The sequence below is a fragment of the Mesorhizobium sp. M0659 genome (genome assembly GCF_040320605.1).
GTDB lineage: Bacteria > Pseudomonadota > Alphaproteobacteria > Rhizobiales > Rhizobiaceae > Mesorhizobium.
The window spans coordinates 1-22,351 of the sequence record NZ_JAMYPY010000023.1 but is presented as its reverse complement, the minus strand read 5'-3'; the positions used below and the strand labels follow the sequence as shown (position 1 = coordinate 22,351).

17 protein-coding genes and 2 pseudogenes are annotated in these 22,351 nt (G+C 58.4%); 10 read left to right on the top strand and 9 right to left on the bottom strand.

What is annotated here, in order from left to right; genetic code table 11:
• Positions 1–221: 221 nt before the first annotated feature.
• From tnpC to NKI31_RS26655, 3 genes are all read right to left on the bottom strand, one after another.
• Positions 222–1,862 carry an IS66 family transposase gene (tnpC, locus tag NKI31_RS26665; protein WP_352653008.1) on the bottom strand — a complete coding sequence of 547 codons (1,641 nt, stop codon included), beginning with the start codon at positions 1,860–1,862 and terminating at the stop codon, positions 222–224.
• A 76-nt stretch (positions 1,863–1,938) separates the two neighbouring features.
• Complete coding sequence (gene tnpB, locus NKI31_RS26660; RefSeq protein WP_352652962.1) at positions 1,939–2,283, bottom strand: IS66 family insertion sequence element accessory protein TnpB; 345 nt, start codon at positions 2,281–2,283, stop codon at positions 1,939–1,941.
• Positions 2,280–2,666, bottom strand: a complete 387-nt coding sequence (locus NKI31_RS26655) for a transposase (RefSeq protein WP_352652961.1) — start codon at positions 2,664–2,666, stop codon at positions 2,280–2,282. Before NKI31_RS26655 ends, tnpB begins: the two co-directional genes overlap by 4 nt.
• A gap of 314 nt (positions 2,667–2,980) precedes the next feature.
• On the opposite strand from NKI31_RS26655, the gene purD reads away from it, so the two are divergent.
• From purD to NKI31_RS26640, 3 genes are all read left to right on the top strand, one after another.
• The gene (purD, locus tag NKI31_RS26650; protein ID WP_352652960.1) at positions 2,981–4,393 is read left to right on the top strand and encodes a phosphoribosylamine--glycine ligase; all 1,413 of its coding nucleotides are present in this window, start codon (positions 2,981–2,983) and stop codon (positions 4,391–4,393) included.
• An 81-nt stretch (positions 4,394–4,474) separates the two neighbouring features.
• A complete protein-coding gene (locus NKI31_RS26645; protein ID WP_352652959.1) occupies positions 4,475–4,864 on the top strand; it encodes an ectoine synthase in 390 nt (129 codons plus the stop codon).
• A gap of 70 nt (positions 4,865–4,934) precedes the next feature.
• On the top strand, positions 4,935–5,375 hold the full coding sequence (locus NKI31_RS26640) for a GNAT family N-acetyltransferase (protein WP_352652958.1): 441 nt from the start codon (positions 4,935–4,937) through the stop codon (positions 5,373–5,375).
• A 212-nt stretch (positions 5,376–5,587) separates the two neighbouring features.
• Here NKI31_RS26640 and NKI31_RS26635 read toward each other — a convergent pair whose 3' ends face one another.
• Both NKI31_RS26635 and NKI31_RS26630 read right to left on the bottom strand, forming a co-directional pair.
• Complete coding sequence (locus NKI31_RS26635; RefSeq protein ID WP_352652957.1) at positions 5,588–6,277, bottom strand: aspartate/glutamate racemase family protein; 690 nt, start codon at positions 6,275–6,277, stop codon at positions 5,588–5,590.
• 13 nt (positions 6,278–6,290) lie between these two features.
• Entirely contained in the window at positions 6,291–7,457 is a 1,167-nt protein-coding gene (locus NKI31_RS26630) for a M24 family metallopeptidase (RefSeq protein WP_352652956.1), read from the bottom strand.
• A gap of 99 nt (positions 7,458–7,556) precedes the next feature.
• On the opposite strand from NKI31_RS26630, the gene ehuR reads away from it, so the two are divergent.
• The 6 genes and pseudogenes from ehuR (at position 7,557) to NKI31_RS26600 (ending at position 15,343) form a co-directional block, all read left to right on the top strand.
• Entirely contained in the window at positions 7,557–8,954 is a 1,398-nt protein-coding gene (gene ehuR, locus NKI31_RS26625) for a MocR-like ectoine utilization transcription factor EhuR (protein ID WP_352653007.1), read from the top strand.
• A 309-nt stretch (positions 8,955–9,263) separates the two neighbouring features.
• Complete coding sequence (locus NKI31_RS26620; RefSeq protein ID WP_352652955.1) at positions 9,264–10,424, top strand: acetoin dehydrogenase dihydrolipoyllysine-residue acetyltransferase subunit; 1,161 nt, start codon at positions 9,264–9,266, stop codon at positions 10,422–10,424.
• A gap of 29 nt (positions 10,425–10,453) precedes the next feature.
• Positions 10,454–11,404, top strand: a complete 951-nt coding sequence (locus tag NKI31_RS26615) for a thiamine pyrophosphate-dependent dehydrogenase E1 component subunit alpha (protein WP_352652953.1) — start codon at positions 10,454–10,456, stop codon at positions 11,402–11,404.
• Between the two features lie 14 nt (positions 11,405–11,418).
• Complete coding sequence (locus NKI31_RS26610) at positions 11,419–12,423, top strand: alpha-ketoacid dehydrogenase subunit beta (protein ID WP_352652952.1); 1,005 nt, start codon at positions 11,419–11,421, stop codon at positions 12,421–12,423.
• A gap of 117 nt (positions 12,424–12,540) precedes the next feature.
• Positions 12,541–13,725: a M20 aminoacylase family protein gene (locus NKI31_RS26605; protein ID WP_352652951.1), complete on the top strand. Its 1,185-nt coding sequence runs from the start codon at positions 12,541–12,543 to the stop codon at positions 13,723–13,725.
• Between the two features lie 282 nt (positions 13,726–14,007).
• Positions 14,008–15,343 (top strand): annotated as a pseudogene (locus NKI31_RS26600) (IS1380 family transposase).
• A 263-nt stretch (positions 15,344–15,606) separates the two neighbouring features.
• On the opposite strand, the gene NKI31_RS26595 reads toward NKI31_RS26600, so the two are convergent.
• Together NKI31_RS26595 and NKI31_RS26590 are read right to left on the bottom strand one after the other, a co-directional pair.
• Complete coding sequence (locus NKI31_RS26595) at positions 15,607–17,586, bottom strand: alpha-ketoacid dehydrogenase subunit alpha/beta (protein ID WP_352653006.1); 1,980 nt, start codon at positions 17,584–17,586, stop codon at positions 15,607–15,609.
• Positions 17,587–17,715: 129 nt separating this feature from the next.
• Entirely contained in the window at positions 17,716–18,471 is a 756-nt protein-coding gene (locus NKI31_RS26590; RefSeq protein WP_352652950.1) for an SDR family NAD(P)-dependent oxidoreductase, read from the bottom strand.
• Positions 18,472–20,002: 1,531 nt separating this feature from the next.
• Here NKI31_RS26590 and NKI31_RS26585 point away from each other — a divergent pair.
• On the top strand, positions 20,003–21,184 hold the full coding sequence (locus tag NKI31_RS26585; protein WP_352652948.1) for a M20 family metallopeptidase: 1,182 nt from the start codon (positions 20,003–20,005) through the stop codon (positions 21,182–21,184).
• Between the two features lie 134 nt (positions 21,185–21,318).
• On the opposite strand, the pseudogene NKI31_RS26580 reads toward NKI31_RS26585, so the two are convergent.
• Positions 21,319–21,471, bottom strand: a pseudogene (locus tag NKI31_RS26580) (ATP-binding protein); the annotation flags it as partial.
• Between the two features lie 682 nt (positions 21,472–22,153).
• On the bottom strand, positions 22,154–22,351 hold a 198-nt coding region (locus NKI31_RS26575; protein ID WP_352557142.1), incomplete at its 5' end, for a transposase.

Genomic DNA, 22,351 nt, shown 5'->3' with positions numbered 1-22,351 from the left:
TCTTCGCGGTAGAGATCGAGTGACATTGGTCGCCTCCAGGTTGAGCGGATATGCATCCTCAGTCTGCCTGCTGAGGTGGTCGCTATCCACCCCCATGGGATCGTATATGAGGTCGCTCGAGCTCGCCGCGAAGACGGATGCGACCTCACATAACCCTCCAGATTCCGACCTGAAGCCGGGCACCATTCCAATCAAAAGCCAGTCAGTTTTTGGGTAAGCGGTCAGCCGATAACGTCAGGCCTAAAGTTCCAAGGCATGAGCATTTCGATCTCGGATGCCGGCCATCCTTGAGCGATGCGGGTCAAGGTCTGCGAGAGCCAGTCGAGCGGATCGACGCTGTTCATTTTGCAGGTTTGCAGCAAGGTGGCTACCGTCGCCCAGGTTCGTCCACCGCCTTGGCTGCCGGCGAATAGACTATTCTTTCGCGTGATCGTCTGGGGCCTGATTGCACGCTCGACGATATTGGAGTCGATTTCGATGCGACCGTCCATCAGAAAGCGTTCCAGCGCCTCCCGCCGGGTGAGCGCGTAGCGGATCGCCTCGGCGGTCTTGGTTTTTCCGGAGACCTTCCCCAGTTCCGCTTCCCATAGATCGAAGAGGCTCGCGACAATGGCCACGGATTTTTCCTGACGGAGCGCGGCGCGGCTTCCGGCATCCTTGCCGCGAACCTTGTCCTCGACCTTCCACAATTCGGTCATGGCGATGATCGTTACCGTCGCGGCCTGCGAGATCCCGCTGATGTGCAGGTCGTAGAATTTGCGCCGCAGGTGAGCCCAGCACCCGGCGAGCCGGATTGATTCATTGCTGCCGGCTTTGGCCCGTGCCTTGACCAGGTTGGTATAGGCCGAGTAGCCATCCACTTGCAGGATACCGCTGAACCCGGCGAGGTGGCGCGCCACGCAATCTGCGCCTCTGCTGTCCTCAAAACGATAGGCAACCATTGGCGGACTGGTTCCGCCATAGGGTCGATCATCCCGTGCGTAGGCCCATAGCCAGGCTTTCGTGGTCTTCCCGGAACCGGGGGCAAGGGTGGGCAAGGTCGTCTCGTCGGCGAAGACCCTTTCGGCCTCCTTCACACGCTCGAGGATGTAATCGGCGAGCATCTGCAACTCGAAGCCCAGATGCCCCATCCACTGCGCCCTCAGCGACCGGCTGATCTCGACACCGTCGCGCAGATAGATCGTCTCCTGCCGGTAAAGCGGAAGGCCGTCGGCGTATTTCGACACGGCGATGTAGGCGAGCAGCCGCTCCGTCGGCAGGCCGCTTTCAACGATGTGCGCCGACGCCAGAGCCTGGACCACGCCGTCACGGCCCCGGAAAGCGTATTTGGGACGGCGCGTGACAATGACCCGGAACTTCGGCGGCACGACGTCCAGCCGCTCGGATCGGTCCTCACCGATCAGAACCTTTTCCAGCCCCTCGCAGTCGCCAGGGATTTCCGGCTCGATAACTTCCTCGATGCGTTCGAGGTGGGCAGCAAAACCCTTGCGCGGACGCGGGGCGCGCTTCGGCTTGTTTCCGACCGCGTGGTCGAGTTCGCTCCGGATTTCAGAAAGGCCGGTCTCGACCTCTTCGAAGGCAAAGGAGGCCTGCTCGTCGTCGATGGCCAGGCGTAGCCGCTCGGAACGCGTGCCATGTTGCGTGCGCTGTAAAAGTTTCAGGATCGACGTGAGATTGGCGATCCGCTCGTTGGCGCTCCTCTCGACTGCCTTCAGCCGGGCGACCTCCGCCTCGGATGCTGCGATCCGAGCTTCGGCGACTGCGATCCGGGCCTGACTCGCAGCCTGCTCGCGAGCCATGGAAAGGATCATCGCCTTCAGCGCATCAACGTCGTCGGGAAGGGCAAGACCCGGTAGAACCATGGCAAGCAACAGAGCACAAAAACAGCCGCTTTCCCAACCGTTCCAGCCGCATGATTCATCTTGCCGCAGGCCGGTTTCAGCCCGTCGATAACGGCCGCCTGACCCTGGCCGGACGGATCTTTTTCCAGTCTAACCCGGCCAGAAGCGCCATCAGCTGGGCGTGGTCGAGACGCATGCGCGCGGCCGATATCGCAGACCAGCAGAAGCTGTGATCTTCCAGAGTCTTCGAATAAAGACAAACCCCGCTGCCGTCCCACCACACGATGCGAACCCGGTCCGCACGCTTCGAGCGGAACACGTGAAGCGCCCCCGAGAACGGGTCCAGGCCGCCATCCCTGACCAGCGCCATCAAAGATGCCGCGCCCTTGCGGAAGTCGACAGGCTGGCACGACACGTGAACCACCACACCGGAAGCGATCATGCCTTGCGAACCGCGCAGATGATCCTCGCCAGGCGATCGGGATCAACATCGCCGCCGGCGCGCACCACTGCATCGCCAATGACGATTTCCACCATGTCGCTGCCCATTGCTTCAAAGCGCGTGAACTTCGCCGGCTTGCTCGCTGCCTCCGTCAGTGGCGCAACCATGCCCGACGAAAGCGCCTTGCGGCGCCATGCATAGAGCTGCGAGGGGTCCAGCCCCTCGGAACGCGCAACTGCCGACACATTACCCCCTGGCGAGAAGGCTTCGGCGACAAGCCGTGCCTTCTCTTCGTCCGACCGATGGCGCGGCTTGCGTCGGGACGGCACAGGCTCCGCCGTCAAAATCTCGAATGTTCGATGATGGCTCATACTGTCGCTCACAGGATTCTCCGCATGATTCATGCTGAAAATGAGCGATCAACCGCCTGCACGCTACGTGGGGATGCCTACGCGCTTACGTTTTTGGCACTGAACATTACCTCCTGAGTCAGCAACTTTGGCATTAAAAATCGCAACGCTCACAGCTTCATTTTCGCGCCGCAGTGCGACGCCTACTAAAGTCAACGCCCCGGTTAGGTAGTTGCGCGCGCGTCAGGCGCTAATAGGTTAGGCGGCAGTAACTCGGAACCTCGGATGTTCCCATTGGGGCGCGACGTGAGGGATGGGCTTATCATCGGACAACGAAGGAGGAAGGCATGCCCAATCCCAGCCGCAATGTGCTGCTCATCGACTCGACAGGAAGAGGGCACGCGATTGCTGACCTCTTCCAGCGCAGCGACCCTTCCGTACAGGTCTTCTATGGGCCGGGAAACCGGTCGGTTGCTGACGAGCGCATCTGCACCGTCCCCGATATTTCGCTAAGCGATCCGGGATCTGCAGTACGATTTTGCCAAGCCCGTGCAATAGACTTCGTCTTTGTCTCTCACATCGACGCGCTCTCCACCGGCTATGTGGATTTCTTGAAAACCAACGGGATTCCCACAATTGGCCCAGATCGTGCTGCAGCTCGACTGGAAGCAAGCAAAGCGTTCACGAAGTCGCTCCTGCAGCGGTACAACGTGAAGACGGCACGTTTCGCGGTCTTCGACCGGCCCGAACCTGCCAAGTGCTATATTCGCGGACTCGACTATGATGTTGTCGTCAAGGCGGACGGGCTATGCGAAGGCAACGGCGCCTATGTATGCAGCGACCAAGCAACGGCGCTTCAAGCCGTCGAGAGCATCATGCTCGCGCGGGCACACAAGGATGCCGGAAACCGCATCGTCGTTGAGGAGCGCCTCTTCGGGGTGGAGATATCGATCTTCGCGCTCTTCGATGGAAAGGAGTTTCTGCTGTTTCCGGCGGCTCTGGACTATAAGCGCTCCGACGATGGCAACAAGGGCGTTAATTGCGACGGTATGGGTTCGCTTTCCCCACATCCGCTCGCGGACAAGGCGCTTTACCGTGAGATACAGACCGCGCTTCTAGAGCCTCTAAGAGCTGCAATTCTGGGTGAAGGCTTGAAGTACACAGGCTTCATCTATATCGGCGCCATGCTATGCGATGACGGCATCAAAGTCATCGAAATCAATGTCCGCTTTGGCGACTCCGAGGCCGAGGCCGTCCTGCCCAAAGTGCAGAGCAATTTCGTCCGGCTTTGCGAAGGCGTCCTTCAGGGGACCCTTGGCTCTATGTCCCTCGAGACAGACGATAAATGCTACTGCAATGTAGTGGCCGCACAAGGGCCAACGATGCGATTGGACGAGGTCGGCCGCGAGATCCGCTACCCGGGCTGGCCGCACGGAGATTTCGAGTGCGGCTTCCCTATTTCTGGACTTGAGGCGCTGGACCGCCGTAACTCCCGTCTGTTCTTCGCCAATGTCCGCGGCGATGCCGAGGACGGTCTTGTAACGGCCGGCGGACGCGTGCTGCACGTCACTGGCATCGGTGACAATTATGCGCAAGCCGTCCACCATGCCTATGCCAATATTGAGAAGATACGCTTCAAAGGCATGTCCTACCGCTCCGACATTGGTCTGATCTATGGCTCGGTAGATGCGATGCGGCAGCGACGGGAGATTTCATCGCTGCCCTGGACATGGCAAATGCCACGCGGAGCGCTCTCATAGCCCGAGGGACTGACAGCCCTGAACTGCGCACATGAGCGCCTACCCGACACCAGTGCACCAATAAACCATGGAGAACCGATCATGATCATCAGGACACTAGAGCAGGCGGAGCAGTCCGACCGACGCGTCGCCGCGGAGAACTGGGAGAGCATTCGCCTTCTCCTAAGTCAGGACGGAGTCGGATTCTCTTTTCATATCACAACTATGTTTCCGAATACCGAGACGCGCATCTGGTACAAGAACCACTTCGAGGCAGTTTTCTGCATGGAGGGCGAGGGTGAGGTCGAGACACTGGCGGATAGCAAGATTCACCCCATCCGTCCGGGGACGATCTATATCTTGGACAAGCACGACAGGCATATCCTGCGCGCCAAGACAAAAATGCGTAACGCCTGCGTGTTTGCCCCCGCCCTTCATGGCAAGGAAACTCATGATGCCGACGGCTCATATCCAGCACTGGCGCGGGACTGAATGGGCCTCGTTTCAGCTTGAAATACCCAGGGCTGTTGCCCCAAGCACATTTTACACGCCGGAGACCACCATGGAAATTCGCCTTACAGGAGCTGCCGATCATGGTGAATGGCTATCACTTTGGAATCGGTACTGCGCCGACCAGGGAGTCGGCTTATCCACAAAGGTGTCGGAGACGATCTGGCAGCGGATCGAGGATCCAGACGACAAGACCAAGGCGCTCGTCGCTGTTGATGCAAGCGGCGTGACCTTGGCTTTCCTCAACTATATCGTTCACCCATACACATGGAGCGACCGGATGCTCTGCTTTGTGGTCGATCTGTATGTTGATCATCCTTGGCGGCGCCGAGGAATCGCAGAAGCAATGATCGCTCATCTGGCCGCGGAAGGGCGCCGCGAGGGCTGGCTGCGGCTCTATTGGAACACCGACAGATCGAATGAGCGCGCGCGGGCCCTCCATGACAAGCTTGCAAGGTTAAGTCCCTATCTTTCATATTTTCTGGACCTGTGAGGCTACGCGAGTGCCTCAACTCGCCTTATGGCTTCGAACATTTAAAAGAAATTCGGAAAAATACCGATATTTACAATAATTTGCTCTCCTTTCGGCACTCTTTCCTACCTAATACTGCGGGTCTTCAGGGATCAACTGGCACCACGATGCTGGGCCAACATCGCCTCGGACTCCTCGCCCCGCGCCTCACAGGTACTGCTGCACATACGGCGCTATTGCTGGGATAGTAGCGCGCGCAGGGTAGAAAAGATGTCGAGCGTGGGACAGCGAAGCCTACTTTGAACGTCGCGCACAAACGGCGTAAAAGCACAGCATTCAACAATGACGGCCCCAACGTTTTCGCTAAGTGAGGAGTTGTCACAGAGATCGTTCAACGTGGACCCAATAAGATTCCAATCGTAAACCGCGTCGGACCGATTTATCATTTGCCAGGCCGCCGTTCCTTCGATTCCGATCTTGGCGATATTATCACAGTCGACCTGTGGCCAGGCGGCCTTCAAGTGCGCGTCGGACAGAGCCGTCGAATCGAAGCAGATGATCGCGATCTTCTGGTTTGAGGGCGTGACGGCGGCGAGAAGCGGCAGAAGCAGCAGGCTCGACGTGATCGTGGGGATGTCTACTGCAGAGGAAATGGCGGTCTGGTAAAGCACCGAATAGCCGCAGTTGGAGACAATCCCCGAGCAACCACGTTGTTGCAGTCGACGGGCTGCTCGCAGATAGGCCCCCCGCACATGAGGGCGATCATGAAGGATATCGGGGACCGATACGCCTTCGACCACCTCGGCGATCATCCCTTGAGGGAAAAGGCCGGTTTCGCCGAGACAACGCGAGGGGTAGCTCGTCGGTTCTGGCTCGTCGAGGCGAAGCAAGCCCAGCGGCTTGGGTGGCGGCATCAAGGTCAAAGATCGACATCCTTTAGGAGACGACAAACAGCTCGCGAGGCAACCGGCAGAAGGATTCGTGACCTCTTTCGGTGACGAGGATGGTTTCGCTGAGGACAAAGCTCAGGGGACCCTGCCACATGCCCAGAATGACGTGGAAGGTCATGTTGGGTTGGAGTTCGGTCATGTCGCCCGGGCGCAGGCTGGCGGTGTGTTCACCCCAGTCCGGCGGATAGCCCAAGCCAATAGAGTACCCGATCCTGGAGGGCTTGGCGAGCCCAAAACGCGAGATCACGCTGCGCCAGACCTCTTCGAGTTGCGCGCACGTCCGCCCTGGCGCAACGGTGGAGAAGACGGCTTCCATACCTTCACGAACGACGGCTGCGAGGTGCCTCAACTGACCGGGTGGGTTGCCCAAATAGACGCTTCTTGCCAGACCGGCGTGATACCGTGCGCGACAGCCACCGAGTTCGATGTTTGCCACGACATCAGAACCGACGGGATCCTCAGTCCAGGAAAGGTGGGGAGCGTCGGCTCTGGGGCCTATTCCCATCACCAAGCCGCCAGGAACCGCGCCTCCGAAGGATTCAGTGCCGGCAATCTGTGCCTGCATGATGCGTGCGGCCAGGTCGCATTGCCGGATGGCCGGCGAAAGAGCCTCGATTCCTGCCTTCATGGCGCGATCCGCGATGACGCCTGCCTGTCTTATCAGTTCGATTTCGGCGTCGGACTTGATTATGCGGACCCAGTTCACCAGATCCGAAGCGTCCCTGAAGGTGCACTGGGGCAACGAGGCCTGGAGCTTCTCGAAGCAACGTGCGGTGAAGTAGTAATTGTCCATCTCGACGCCGAGCAGGCGGCCGCCAAGACCTCTTCGCTGAAGCTCCTGGGCGATGAACTCCATCGGGTGCCGTTCGGTCGATTGCACGTAGTGGTCCGGGTAGCCAATCACGTCATCTTGCGGCAAATAGCTTGTCGCCGTGGCGCACGGCACATCGATGCCACGGCCGATCCAGATCGGCTCACGATCAAGAGCAATGACGGCCATTTGATGCGTATAGAACGACCAAGCATCGTAGCCGGTCAGATAATTCATATTCTCAGGCGACGTGATCAGAAGCACCTCGATTTGGCGCTGTAGCATTGCTTCCCTGGTGCTCGCCAAGCGTCGCGCATACTCTTCTAATTTGAACCGGGGCATCGCTGTTCTCTTTTGCGTTTGGTGGCGCTAGGTGATACGACACGGAGAAAGCATGTCAATCAGCGTTTTGGATCATTCCAATATCAGGGGGTAGGCGTGATGCGTTGGACTTGGAAGCCCGAGGTTTCGTCCTCTGGTGGTGCACGCTACCAGGCGATTGCAGACGCGATCGCTGCTGCAATCGACGGCGGCGAGCTTAGGCCCGGGGAACGGCTTCCTCCCCAGCGCGATCTGTCATTCCGAATGTCGGTGAGTGTCCAGACCATATTTCGGGCTTATGCCGAGCTCGAACGGCGGGGGCTTGTGTCGGGAGAGATCGGGCGAGGCACGTTCGTTCGGTACGCAAACCCGGACAAGGTGCCCGGGTCGATCGTTGATAAGAGGGAAGAAGACCTCCTGGACTTCTCGACAATGGCGCCAATCGTCGGTGAAAAGCACGTTAAGGCCTTGCGGGATATGCTCGCTGCGCTGTCGAAGTCACGAGAGTTGGAATCGCTTCTTGCCCATAGACCGATCGTGGGCCTGCACCATCATCGAATGGTCGGCGCGGACTGGTTGAAGACGCTTGATCTAAAAGCGTCGCCAGAGACGATGTTGATCACTAACGGTTGCCAGCACGGCCTTTGGGTGGCTCTCGCTTCGGTCACGGAGCCTGGTGATATTGTTGCGGCCGATCATCTGGTTGACAGCAGCGTTATTACGGAATCGATGATTCTCAAACTGCAGCTACGCGGCTTGGCCAGCGACGAAAGTGGAATTCTTCCGGATGGCTTTGCCGCTCTCTGCAATCGCGAGCGTGTGAAGGCCATTTGCGTTACGCCTACCCTTAACAATCCAACCGCAAGCTTGATGGACGAAGAGCGACGACGGGCTATTGCCGAGATCGCAAGAGAGTTCAACGTATGGATCATTGAGGACGATGTCTTCGGTCCCCTCCTGGACCAGAGACCTCGTCCGATAGCCGCTTTTGCGCCAGAGCGCAGCTGCTATGCGACGAGCTTTTCCAAGAGCGTGCTCCATTCACTTAGAACTGGCTATCTCTTGGTGCCCGAAATTCTGATGTCGCGGGCGATCTCGCGTCTAAGAACGACAGGCTGGATGTCTAATTCATTTGTCGCAGAGATCAGTTGCAGATGGCTGACAGATGGAACGATCGCGGAACTCATCGCTTGGCAGAGGCGGAAGCTGGCGCGCCGACACAGTATCCTTGATCGGGAGTTGGGAGACGCTCAGAGGATTTCCCACCCGGCCTCACTTCATGTGTGGCTGCCACTTCCTGGCCGATGGCGGACTGGCCCGTTTGTCGAGGAAGCCAGGCGAAGGGGGCTCCTGATCACAGGGCCGGACCCCTTCATCGTCGGCCGGGATACGGATCCGCATGCGGTAAGGCTCACAATCGGGGACTCCGTTCGAGAAGACGAAGATTTCCAGCGCGGCGTGGAGACGCTTGCGCGCCTCCTTGCGAGTGATTTGGAAGCCAGTTCACCTGCAATATAATCCAGCCATTCGCCTGACTTATTTTGCGCGAAGAGCACGACTTGCTTTCGGCGCTTTGTTTCCGTCCGCGCTGGAGCTTCTTGGAAGGCTGCGCGGAAATCCAATAATTCGCTCGGGTCGGGTTACATCGCATGACTCGGCGCTTGATTGGATCATGCCAATTTGCCAATTGACATGCCTCGCCCCCTGCTGAGAGACTGGGGCCATGCCGACGCGCCATCGTTTCAGCCGTGCCGATGCGCCACCGTCCCAGCCGCGTGCCGGCGCGCCATCGTCCCAACCGAAGGCAAATCGCATTCAGAGGATACAATGCCTGAGAAAGAACACGGCGTGGCCGCCGAGCATTCCGTAGCCACACTCATCACCCCCATCCTTATGCCTAAATGGGGCCTGTCGATGGAGGAGGGCCAAATTGTCCATTGGTGGAAATCGGTCGGCGACCGGTTCGCTGAAGGCGAGGATCTTGTCGACATCGAGACAGCGAAGGTTAACAATGTCTATGAGGCTCCTTTGTCAGGTATGCTGCGGAGGATCGTTGCCGACGTCGGCGAAACCGTGTCGGTCGGCGGTTTGATGGCCGTCTCATCAGAGCCGGCCGTCTCGGATGCTGACATCGACGCCTTCATCTCCGCTTTCCAGGAGAGCTTTGTTCCCGAGGCAGATGCCGGGTCTGACAGCGTGGCGCTGACGCGCAGTCGTATTCACGCTGGCGGACATGAGCTAGAGGTAGGCATCGCCGGCGAGGGGGACACTGTCATCCTGATCCATGGCTTCTCGAGCAATTCGCAGAGTTGGGATCTCAACCTGCCGACATTGGCGCAGCGGGGCCGAGTCATCACGATTGACCTGCCGGGGCACGGCGCGTCCTCGAAAGACGTCCGCGAGGGCTCCCTGAGCGATCTGGCAACTGCTGTCGGGACCGCTCTGGACACGCTTGCGGTAGGCGGCGCTCATCTCGTAGGCCACTCGCTCGGCGGGGCCATCGCGATGCAGTTGACGCTCGATCGTCCAGACCGGTTTCGCAGCCTTGTCCTCGTCGCCCCAGCAGGACTTCCCGGCGGAAGCGTTAATCGAGATTTTCTGGACGGTATCGTCGACGGCCAACGCGCACGCGATCTGAAGCCTTGGCTGGAGATGCTTTTCCATAACCCTGACCTTGTGAGTGAAGAGCTAATCGAGGAGGTCGCACGCTATAAGCGCATAGATGGCGTTGAAGAGTCGCTCTCGGTGATCAGAGACCATCTTGTCGCGAATGGGAGCTTTGGCCATCTCGCCCACAGCCTGGCTGCTCTTCCTCCGACGCTGGTTGTGCTCGGTGATGATGATCGCATTGTTGGAAGTCCCAACACAGCCGGCCTTCCGGACAGCTGGCGGGTCATTACGCTGAACGGTGCCGGGCACATGCCGCACGTAGAACGGGCTTCCGAGTTCAATGACGTGCTGACTTCCTTCCTAGACGAAAACGCTTGAGGGCTCCGATGCAACTAAGCAGAGACGAATTGAAACGAGCCTACGAACGGATGTTCTTGATTCGCGTCTTCGAAGAGCGGGTCGAGAAGGAGTTTTCAGCAGGAAACATTCCGGGGTTCACCCACGTGTACTTGGGACAAGAAGCGTGTGCCGTAGGGGTATGCTTCGAACTCACCGATGAGGATTATATCGGCTCTACACACCGCGGCCACGGGCATTGCATAGCCAAAGGGGTCGACGTCGAAGGCATGATGCTCGAAATCATGGGTAAGGCCTCGGGTATCTGCGGCGGAAAGGGCGGCTCGATGCACATCGCCGATCTGAAGAAAGGTATGCTCGGCGCGAACGCAATCGTGGGAGGATCGCCGCCAATCGCGGTCGGCGCGGCCCTGACGCAGAAGCTCAACAAAACCGGCCGCGTCGCCGTGGCGTTCTCGGGTGACGGCGGCGCCAATCAAGGCACGGTCTTCGAGGCGCTCAACATGGCGATGGTGCTCCATGTGCCCGTGATCTTCGTCTTTGAGAACAATGAATACGGTGAGTTCACGACGCAGTCATATGCGTGCGGAGGAGTTAATATCGCCGACCGCGTTAGGGGCTTCGGCATGCCGTGCGAAGTGGTGGACGGCACCGACTTTTTTCCGGTTCGAGAGGCGATGCAGCGGGCCCTTGAACACACGCGGGGCGACAAGGGTCCATATGCGCTGGAGATCCAATGCAAGAGGTTCGGCGGCCACTACGTGGGGGATCCTCAAGTTTATCGTTCGGAGAAGGAGCTCGTTGAGGCGCGCGCCTATGATCCGATCCCGCGCTTCCGCCGTGCCGTGTCGGAAGCTGCACTTCTGTCCGAGGCGGAGTTCAATGAGATAGAGTCCGCGGTGCAAGACCGCGTTGACATCGCTGTGCAATCGGCGCTAGCGGCCTTGGCGCCCGATCCTGCCACCGATCTCACCAAACATGTCTATGTGAAGTACGCCTGAAGGAATCGGAACCTATGTCCAAAAAGACCTATCTGCAGGCGATCAACGAAGCTCTCCGACAGGAAATGCGCCGGGATTCCAAGGTGATATTGATCGGCGAAGACCTAGTTGGCGGCCATGGCGCGACAGGCGAGGTTGGCGGCGCTGGAGGACCGTTTGGCCAGATGAGGGGTCTGTACAAGGAGTTCGGTGCGGATCGAATGATCGACACTCCAATTTCGGAGAGTGCCATAATCGGGGCCGCCGCAGGCGCGGCGCTGACCGGACTTAGGCCGGTTGCAGAACTCATGTTCGTCGATTTCGTGGGCGTTTGCTTCGATCAGATATTCAATCAAGTCGCCAAGTTCCGTTATATGTTCGGGGGGAATGCGCGCACTCCCTTGGTGATCCGGGCCACGATCGGGGCCGGCAAGAGGGCGGCCGCCCAGCACAGTCAGACTCTGCACCCGCTCTTCACCATGGTGCCTGGCCTGAAGGTGGCCATGCCGTCCAATCCCTATGACGCCAAGGGCTTGCTGATCCAGGCGATCCGCGACGACGATCCGGTCATCTACCTGGAATCGAAGTCCTTGTTCGGCATGGAGGGCGAGGTGCCGGATGAGCCGTATCGCATCCCTTTCGGCGAGGCCAACATCCTGCGTGAAGGCAAGGACCTGACCATCGTGGCCCTTGGCGCGATGGTTCCGCGAGCGGAAAGGGCTGCCGCCGAACTCGCGAAGGACGGGATAAGCGTAGAAGTCCTCGATCCGCGCACCACTTCGCCGCTGGACAAGGAATCGATTCTCGAGAGCGTGAAAAAAACCGGGCGGCTGGTGGTAGTCGACGAGAGCCCCCCAAGGTGTAGCCTTGCTGCCGACATCGCTGGCATTGTCGCCGACAAGGGCTTCAAGTTCTTGAAGGCACCGATTAAGCAAGTTACGTGTCCCCACACACCGGTGCCATTCGCACCTATTCTAGAGGACGCCTATCTGCCCTCGCCGACGCAAATCGAAATGGCCGCGCGGTCGATTCTTGACTGATCGCATTGGCCACGTAGCCCGTGGCCCAGGTTGCTATCTACGTCTCGGACTGTGATGTCCGACTCTTATTCCGTTCGAGAGGAGCCAGGGCGGGTTTTCTGATCAAGGGATAATACTATGCGGCCCTTCCATATACCCGCGGAAGCGATCACTGAAGCTATCGAGTGGCGGCGGTTCCTACATTCGATACCGGAAACAGCTTACGACGAGCATCGAACTTCGGCTTTTGTAGCTGATTTGCTCACGAAGTTCGGTTTGAAGGTAAAGTCCGGATATGCTGGGACGGGTGTTGTCGGCACCCTGACCCGAGGCTCGTCTAAGCGCGCAATTGGACTGCGTGCAGATATGGATGCTCTCCCAATCCTGGAAACCGCAGATCTTCCCTATCGCTCAACTAAGCCCGGCAAAATGCATGCCTGTGGTCACGATGGCCACATGGCAATGTTGCTCGGTGCTGCATCGCTGGCAACTGACCTTGATCTGGATGGCACGGTTCATTTTGTTTTCCAACCAGCGGAGGAAAACGAAGGTGGTGCCCAGCGCATGGTGCATGACGGCTTGTTTCGCGACCTGCCAGTGGACGCGGTATTTGGGCTACATAATTGGCCCCAGCTTGCGCTGAAAGAAATAGTAGCCGAGGTAGGTCCGATGATGGCGGCCTTCTCGATCTTCGACATCGTAATTCAGGGCAGAGGGGCACATGCTGCCATGCCTCATCAGGGCGTGGATCCAATTGTCGCGGGGTGTGCCGTGGTTTCAGCACTGCAGAGCATCCTCAGCCGCAATGTATCGCCGCTTGATAATGCGGTTCTTTCTGTCACTCAGATCCACGCCGGAGAAGCCTATAACGTCATTCCCGAACATGCCACGATACGTGGTACCGGGCGCTGGTTCTCTACCGAAGCAAGCAGTATGCTAGAAGCGCGTCTTCGAAAGATCGCAGCCGACGTCGCGTCGGCGCATGGTTGCGAAGCGATGGTCCGTTACGAGCGTCGATACCCAGTCACTGTCAACGACGCATTCGCTACTACTCGGGCGCAGGAAGCTGCTCGCTCGGCTGGTTTGCAGGTGGTTCACTCCGGGCCCAGCATGGGCTCTGAAGCTTTCGCATTCATGTCGGAAACGGTACCCGGCGCTTATGTCTGGCTTGGAAGTGCTCGATCAGGTGAAAATCCGGGGCTGCACTCTTCTCATTTTGATTTCAATGACGAAGCTATATCATATGGCATTGCGTACTGGCTCAGCTTAATTCGGGGACCCAGCTTTCCGCGAGTATTCTTTCCCCTAGCCCGACTTGAATAGCGGCACCGAAGAGGCGTGAGCGTTGTCACCTCAACGCCATTGCCAAACGAAGGTTGGTGGCGCTGCAGAGCAACTGGCGTCAAGCGCTTCCACGCGCCTGGGCTCCAAACAAGGCGACAACCCCTTTCCACGAGACTTCCACGCCGAACGTCTCCGACACTTTATGACCATCTAACCTGAAAAATTCACGGCGGGTTGGCGAGTGTGGTGCAAGCCGTTGAAATGGGGTAGGATTTGGTTGCTAGGGCCGATCCGACTCATTGCCCGGAGACCACACCCGCCATGAATGATCTTACGCTGCCGCTGAGCGGTTTGTCATCTGTCGGCGGCAAGTCCGTCGTCGCCCGTTTCGACGGCGGCATGCTGTCGTCCAACAGCGGCGTTCTGGCTCTGGCCGAGGTGGAGAAGCGGCTGCGTGTGGCCGACCGTCTGGCGCGCTGCATTGATGATCCGCGCTGCCCGGACCAGGTCGTCCACAGCCCTGGCCGATATGATCGGCTTCCGCATGAAGATGATTGCCGCCGGTTATGAGGATGGCAATGATGCCAACCGGCTGCGCTCCGATCCGATCTTCAAGATGGCCCAGGATGCGCTGCCTTCGGGTCGGGATCTGGCCTCCCAGTCGACGCTGTGCCGGCTGGAGAACCTGCCCGGCGTGCGGGAACTGGTCGCTATGGGCCGTGCGATGGTCGACCTTTATTGCGCTTCCTTCCGCCAGGTTCCGAAGCGGATCGTGCTCGACATTGACGACACCTTTGACGCCGTGCATGGCGGCCAGCAATTGCGGCTGTTCAATGCCCATTACGACGAATACGGCTTCCAGCCGATCGTGGTGTTCGATGGCGCGGGACGGTTCGTCAGCGCGATCCTGCGACCGGCCAAGCGGCCGAGTGGGGCAGAAGTCCGCCCCCACCTGCGCCGCCTGGTGCGGGCGATCCGGAGCAATTGGCCGACTACCCGGATCCTGATCCGGGCCGACAGCCACTACTGCAGTCCGCAGATCATCGACTGGTGCCGCGCCAACGATATCGACTTCATTTTCGGCCTGGCGCCCACCACCACATTGCGCAAGCATGTCATGGAGCTGGAAGCCAGCACGACGGCGCGCTTCGAAGCGCGGCGAAGACGGGCAACGTACGCAGGTTCAAGGAGTTCGTTGACGGCGCCGCCAGCTGGAGCCGCGTCGAGCGCATCATTGCGCGGGTCGAGGTCGGCGCCCAAGGCGCCGATACCCGCTTCATCGTCACCAACCTTGCCGGTGGCAAGGCCAAGGCGCTCTACGAGGATCTCTACTGTCGGCGCGGAGCGGCCGAGAACCACATCGTGGAAGACGCATCTTGCCGCCGACCGCACATCCTGCACCAGAGCGACGGCCAACCAGTTCCGGTTGTTCCTGCATGCTGGCGCCTACTGGCTCATGTGGGGTCTGCGCGCCGCGATGCCGAAACGCTCGAGCTTTGCAGTCGCGCAGTTCGACACCCTGCGTTTGCGCCTCCTCAGAATTGCTGCACCGGTGGTCGAGATGAAGACCCAAATCCGCCTGCACCTGCCGACATCCTGTCCCGACCAGGCCATCCTGCGCATCGTCCTCGACCGCATTCCGCGGCTCGTGACCTAGCCGATGGGGCGCAACGCGCCCCGAAACGAACCCGCCGACCGCAACCCGCAAACCCCGCCTTCCATCACGACGGATCACCGCCGGCGCCCCAACCAGCTTGTCAAAAAGAACCGAAACGGCGACCAGATCACCGCCTCAGGCCGCCAAACGTTCAGCGCCGTGCATAAACCCGGCTAACTATCGAAGCACCCTCAATGCCACTCCCAAAGGAGGGAAGATAACCTGTCATTTTTGCTTCCGTTCTGCTTAACGGCTTTAGAGTGTCAGACCACTCGCCGTACGGCGGCAATGATGCGATCCTTTGTCGGGTAGAAATCCTTCTCAAGAGCTGGACTAAAGGGCACGTGAATGTCCGGAGCGCTCAGGCGAAGGATCGGTCGCTTCAACAGATCGGAAGCCTCTTCTGCCATAACCGCGGCGATTTCACTTCCGACGTTGCAGACGCGGTGCGCATCCTCAACGACGAGAAGCCTTCCGGTTTTCGCGACAGAGGTTTTGAATGCCTCATGATCGAGCGGCTTCAACGTACGTGGGTCAATCACTTCGACCGAAATGCCTTCCCTAGCGAGCGCATCCACTGCCTCCATCGTCGGCTGAATGGCGGCTCCAATAGCGATAAGGGTTACGTCTTTTCCCTCGCGCTTCACGTCTGCTTTGCCGATCGGGATCGTATGTTCCGGATCTGTGGGCACATCGCCGATGAGGGGCCGCAGCTTGTTTTCTTCGAACACGAGCACCGGATCGCCGTCGCGAATGGCCGATTTCATAAGCCCTTTCATATCAGCGGCGCTGGTTGGGTTGATGATTTTGAGGCCGGGCACATTCATGAAAGACGGATAAGGTCGGTCGGCATGCTGCGCCGCGTTGGACCCTGTCGAGTATATGCAGCAACGAAAGACGATCGGAATGTTGATCTGCCCCCCAGTCATATACCGCAATTTCGAGGCCTGATTGATGATCTGATCCGAGGCGAGATAGGCGAAGCTGGCATATTGGAGGTCTACTATAGGCCGCAATCCGTAGATGGCAGCCCCAATTCCTACGCCAGTAAAACTGCCTTCTGAAATCGGCGTATCCCAAATCCGGTTCCTGAATCGCTCAATAAGTTTGGTGCCGCCATAGACTGTGACGTCCTCTCCCATCAGGACGACGCTGCCGTCACGTTCCATTTCCTCTATCTGCGCCTGCACGATCGCCTCAGAATAGGTCATTTGAACATGGGTGCCAACTGTCGAGGCAAGTTTCTCGGCATTGGATGGTACGTCGACTGGTTCCCTCTCCAGCCCAGCGCAGGAACTGGAATGACCAACAAGGGGCGAGTTGAACATGTAGTGAGGCAAGGTTTCCGGCCGAGGCATGGGGCTGGCCAAGGCAAATTGCACAGCCTGCTTGACGGCTTCGGCAGCTTCGTCCTCAATTGCTCTCAGACTCTTTTCATTTATGCCTTCTTCGAGGAGCACAGTGCGATATAGCAAAATCGGATCGCGGTCGCGTTTGTGAGCCTCGACTTCTTCAACTGGTCGATAAGGCTCCCCCCGAATCACCAAGCCGAAATTGTGCTCATCGAATCTGTAGGTGTTAGCTACTACGAGAGTGGGTCCCTTGCCCGCGCGGGCTCGTGTGACAGCCTCCGCCGTAGCTTCGTAGACGGCGCTCACGTCCTGCCCGTCAACCGTTACCCCTGGCATGCCATAGCCCGCAGCGCGAAGCGCTATGTCCGGCTGCCCGTGGCTTTGCGCCACCGAGGTGGTGATTGCATAGCCGTTGTTCTCGCAAAGATAGATGACCGGAAGCTTCCAGAGCGACGCCATGTTGAGACTCTCATGAAAGGTGCCCTGGTTCACCGCCCCATCGCCGAAGAAGCAGAGGATAACCTGATCGACGCCGCGCACCTTGACGCTGAACGCGCACCCTGTGGCAAGAGGAATGCCTCCTCCGACGATAGCCGATTCGCTGATGATCCCGACGGAATTGTCTGCGAGGTGCATTGAGCCGCCGCGACCCTTGCAAATGCCACCTGCCTTTCCCATCAGTTCGGCCATGAGCCCATCCAGGTGCGCACCCTTCCCGATCGGATGGCCATGCGAACGATGCGTTCCGGTCATGGCGTCATCATCCCGAAGAGCGAGGCATGCCCCCACGACAGCGGCTTCCTGACCCACGCTCGAGTGGAACCAACCAGGGATATTGTCACCTGTGTACTGGCGCATACCTTCTTCTTCGAATCGACGGATGCGAAGCATCCGTCGATAAGCCTCCAGTCTCTGATCATCGTTCAACTGCATGATCCAAACAACGCTCCAATCCCAACAATAGATACCACTTACGCGAGCAGAGTCTACGAGGAACAAGTGCAGGGCCTTATTCTTCACTCACCAACTGGTGTACCCTCCATCCGCGTTGAAAACTGCGCCTGTCACGTAGCTGGAGGCGTCGCTGGCGAGAAACTGAACAATATTTGCGATTTCCTCAGTGCTGCCAAGGCGGCCCATCGGCGTGAGTTCCACCCATGTCGCGATGTCGTTGCCGGGGTTACTGTTCATTTTCGTGGGGATGTATCCTGGAGCGACCGCATTGACGCGAATGCCAGATTTTGCCCATTCACAGGCGAAGGCCTTTGTGAGCATGTGCACGCCAGCCTTGCTGGCGTGGTAGGCTGGGCCGTTCTCCGGCTTTGTAACGATGAAACCACACATCGAACCAATATTGACGATATTGCCCGAACCGCGGTCGGCCATCGCCGAGCCGAAGGTTCTGCAGCAATAGAACACTCCGTCGAGGTTAACGGAAATCACGAACCGCCAGTCGTCGTCACTTGTATCCTTCGTTGGCGCGCGGCGTCCGACGCCGGCATTGTTAACGAGAATATCTGGGCAAGGCCCGATCGCTGCAGCTAGGTCGCGCACTGACTGCGGATCGCTGACGTCGCAGCGGAAGGCACCGACGTCGGGACCCACAGCGGCTGCAGCCTTCCTGGTAGCGGTGAGATCGAGATCGGCGAGAATGGCCGAGGCACCGGCCATCCTCAGCGTGCGCGCAACTTCCAAACCGATGCCTTGAGCGCCACCGGTGACCAGCGCCGAACGGCCGGTAAGGTCAAAACGCTTCATCAGATCGGGATGCATCATTGGCTCTGCTCCTCTGGGTTGCCATCTTGAACTCATTGGTCAATGCGAGACCGATAACCTCTCAGGGTTCGCGCGGTCTGGGCTTGAATAAAGACGGCACCCTAGGTTGTCCTTAACTCTTGCTCGATATGGCGAAGCTCGACGTTGGGTCTGCCCCACTTGCATGAGCGTGTGCACACCTGCGGGCCCACCGTATTTGTCGCGGTTAACAGCTGCGTGCCTGAGCTGTGAAAGTCCGTACGACGAGACGCGCCTGCCCCATCCCTTCAGTCTGGCCAGGAACCAAATTGCGGATCGCGTGCCTGACTCGGCTATGCTTTATAGGTCGGCCGGACCGCACGATGTGATCGGGCAAATGTGCTGCATGGGCGGGACCTTCATAGTGATGCGGATTTCCCAACGACAAAACGCCTTAGATGCAGGCAACTCGCCGGGGTCATCACGTTATTCTGCTTGCCGACACACCCTGATCGGCGTGCCGAACCTACATGCCTTATAGAGTTTCCGGGCAAACATCGATACTACGATCTCTGGTAGTCGACGAACGCTCATGCCGCCAAAAAACGTCCTGCACTCAAAGCAGAGGCTTGGCACCCAAGGGCAGTTCATGTGTGACAGGCACATCCTAGTGCTGCAGCGCGTGTTGGATTCGGCGGCAGGACGAAGGTATCGGCGGCGTTGGTACGCACATCGGCAAATGCCTGCACCTGGGTCTTTGACAACGGTTTGTCGTGCCCGATTGCTTTGCAGCGGACGTGTCAGGCGCGTGTACAGGTGAGCATTCGATTGGGCACTGCGCAGCCGATAGCAATCTTGGTTTATTGCAAAATACAGCTGGGTGACGCCGGATGCCGCCCGCGGGTTCGATCCGCTGAATCGTCGTGGTACCCACTATCAGGCGCCTCGCACGCTGGTGAAATCGTTCGACGTTCTGAATCGAAGCCAAGCCGCGTTATCTGCCAGGTGGGCAACAGTTCCAGCACAGGACCCTGTTGCGAGTCCGAAGACGTCGGAGAAGCCGAAGCCGATCCATGCCCAGCTTGGCCAAGCCCGCGCCCGGGGCGCTCCGCGTTGGCGTGCCCGATCGTGAGTCACCGATTGGAATAAATCCCCAATATCCCCGCGAGGCAGTTCTTCGAAGTGCCTTGTCCGTCCGGTTTCAGGTCTATTTACCCGCAATTAACGCCGAGAAGCGATTGACCAACCGCCTTAATTGCGGGCCGTAAACGCGCCGATTGGATCATGCCAATTTGACATTTGACATGCATCGCCGCTGCTGAAAATGTGCCGGCTGGCTCGGACAAATCACCGTGCCCGTATGAGTAACCCAACTGGATTCCGGTGCACTCACCGCGCGGCAGGCTCAAGTTTTTCCCAATATGGGTGACAAGGTGGCAGAGCGGCTTTCTAGGCAGGGAAACTGTTCATCAACGGCCCGATGCAGTCAACCGGCGCACACGAATTTCCCATCCTATCGATGCTAGTTGCAATTGAGCAACTTCATTGAATCCGACATTAAGAGGTCTTTGATATGAGCGCCCGTAGCAATTCCTTTCTGTCCAATGAGGAACAAGATGCCGTCATTGGGCTACGTCATGCAATGCATCAAGAGCCGGAACTCTCAAACCACGAATGGAAGACCCAAGAACGGATCCTGGCGATGCTCGATCGCTTCGGACTAAGCGGGGCGAAAACATTTCATAGGACAGGTGTCTACATCGATATTAAAGGCAAAGCGTCAGGTCCGCAGCGATCAGTCGCGGTCCGTGGCGATATTGATGCATTGCCGATTAACGAGGCGCGCGAGGACCTTTCCTACCGCTCTCAGGTGCCCGGCGTCATGCACTCCTGCGGCCATGACCTGCACGCTTCGATCGCGTTGGGTACAGCGCTCGCTTTCCATCGCATGCGCGACAATTTCGCCGGCACCGTGCGTGTCTTTTTCCAGCCGGCTGAGGAGGCGGAGCCGCTTGGTGGGCGAACAGTTGAGCAGGAGAAATTGCTCACCGGGATTGATCGGGCCGTCGGCCTTCATGTGGATCCTAGCATGCCCGCCGGCACATTCAGCGCCAGAGAGGGCCCGATGAGCGCGTCGGCTGATCAGTTTAAGCTCACCATCAGCGGAACAATGGCCCACGGCGCATCGCCCCACAGAGGTGTCGATGCGATCGCCATCGCAGCGGCTTTCATCAATGAAGTACAGAAGGTTGTTTCGCGGGAAATGCCGTCCGACGACGGTGCGGTCGTCACGGTCGGCACCATCCACGGCGGCGAGGCGACCAACATCATATGCCCGCAGGTGGTAATGGAGGGAACGATCCGAACCCGAAGCCTGGAGCGCCGAGATCTATTATCTCAGCGCGTCTGCGAGATTGCTGAGGGCATTGCAGCAACGCATCGCGGGCAGGCCGAATGCGTCGTCAGCACGGGCGAGCCGCCCATCATTAATGACGCCGAGATGGTAAGACGTTTCCGGCAGGTTGTGGCGGATGCTGCAGGTCGGGACGCTTTCTTGGACCGCACACAGGGGGCTGGCAGCGATGATTTCGGCTTTTACTCGGCAGCCGTACCGTCAATTTACTTCTGTTTTGGCAGCGGAGAACCTGGGAACGAATCCTACGTACATACGCCGACCTTTGGGGCTTCCGACAGCCTTCTCGTTCCGACTACGGAACTCACGATTAGGTACTGCCTAGAGCTACTGAAATCTTGAATCAGTGAGGTGGCTGCGGATTTCACTAAATTGGGACAACGACAGAATACCGGACGCGATTCCGGAGGCGAAGCCGGACGGCTAAGAGCGCCCTCTGGGTCTTTTTCGACATTTGTTGACGAACTCGTTTTCGGTCAAGCGGGAGTTGCGTCTGGGACTGGCGGGACCTTGTGTTTGCGCATGCTTTCGCCGGAAAGTTCGATGCGATAGGCGTTATGAACAAGGCGGTCGAGAACGGCATCTCCCATGGGAATTTGACTTGTGACGCTATGTCGATCGCCTGGTGAGAACGCCGAGGTATGTTCTGAATCCCTGTCCGGATGCGGTCAGCTGGCAAGGATGGCGTCCTTCGGTCGCCGCAGCCGAGCCGGCAGGACACCGACACCATAGTGGGAAACAACCCCCCAAACACCAACGACCCAAGATTAGACCGAGTGGCTTCAAATCGAATCTCGGTGGCCGGAATTCGCAGTCAACCAAATGATCATATGATCGGTTCCTCGCAAGGCCATCTTCGGTGGCACGGCCCGCTTGCTAATGACAAGGTCGTCGCCAAGCAGATCATGCGCGCCAGCGGCGTGCCGCCGCCGAACTTTCCGTGTCCGCGAAAACCGCTGGGCACAGCTTCTCAACTTTGATCAATCGAAGTCTTAATCTTGCCCACACGCGATACTTCTGGATACAGTATCCCAAATCGAACCCCTGACGTTCTACAGATGCTGCAGGTTGACTTGATCTAATCGGGAGCATGCTCCATTTCGACGAAATCAACATCGTGTGTTTTATGAGATATTTGGTGCATTCTGCCGGGGAGAAGACTTTGAGAAGGTCGCCGCGCTTTCGCCATTTACTTCGAGGGTTTTTCGGTTGGGCGTTGGGCCGTTCGGATCAGGCGTTTGAACATAGCGAAGAGCCGCTCGGTAGGTTGTGTGCGTCAAGTTCTGCAAAATGGGGCAGCCATGATGCTGGTCATGCGGCTTGGCGCAGAGCGAGCTTCTTGTGCTCGCGCAGGTCGTCCATGTTGATGTATCGGTTGGCCTCCATCCAGTTTTCATTGGTCTCGACGGCCAACGCCCTGACCAGGCGCAGGCAGCTTTCGGTGTTGGGGAAGATGCGCACGACATAGGTGCGCCGGCGGATTTCCTCGTTGAGCCGCTCCAGCATGTT

Bases quoted from the DNA above. Each gene is read 5' to 3' on its own strand.
- NKI31_RS26605 (WP_352652951.1), top strand. From the start codon at position 12,541: ATGCGGCCCTTCCATATACCCGCGGAAGCGATCACTGAAGCTATCGAG.
- tnpC (WP_352653008.1), bottom strand. From the start codon at position 1,862: ATGGTTCTACCGGGTCTTGCCCTTCCCGACGACGTTGATGCGCTGAAG.
- NKI31_RS26610 (WP_352652952.1), top strand. From the start codon at position 11,419: ATGTCCAAAAAGACCTATCTGCAGGCGATCAACGAAGCTCTCCGACAG.
- NKI31_RS26640 (WP_352652958.1), top strand. From the start codon at position 4,935: ATGGAAATTCGCCTTACAGGAGCTGCCGATCATGGTGAATGGCTATCA.
- ehuR (WP_352653007.1), top strand. From the start codon at position 7,557: ATGCGTTGGACTTGGAAGCCCGAGGTTTCGTCCTCTGGTGGTGCACGC.
- NKI31_RS26590 (WP_352652950.1), bottom strand. From the start codon at position 18,471: ATGATGCATCCCGATCTGATGAAGCGTTTTGACCTTACCGGCCGTTCG.
- NKI31_RS26645 (WP_352652959.1), top strand. From the start codon at position 4,475: ATGATCATCAGGACACTAGAGCAGGCGGAGCAGTCCGACCGACGCGTC.
- tnpB (WP_352652962.1), bottom strand. From the start codon at position 2,283: ATGATCGCTTCCGGTGTGGTGGTTCACGTGTCGTGCCAGCCTGTCGAC.
- NKI31_RS26595 (WP_352653006.1), bottom strand. From the start codon at position 17,586: ATGCTTCGCATCCGTCGATTCGAAGAAGAAGGTATGCGCCAGTACACA.
- NKI31_RS26585 (WP_352652948.1), top strand. From the start codon at position 20,003: ATGAGCGCCCGTAGCAATTCCTTTCTGTCCAATGAGGAACAAGATGCC.
- NKI31_RS26630 (WP_352652956.1), bottom strand. From the start codon at position 7,457: ATGCCCCGGTTCAAATTAGAAGAGTATGCGCGACGCTTGGCGAGCACC.
- purD (WP_352652960.1), top strand. From the start codon at position 2,981: ATGCCCAATCCCAGCCGCAATGTGCTGCTCATCGACTCGACAGGAAGA.
- NKI31_RS26620 (WP_352652955.1), top strand. From the start codon at position 9,264: ATGCCTGAGAAAGAACACGGCGTGGCCGCCGAGCATTCCGTAGCCACA.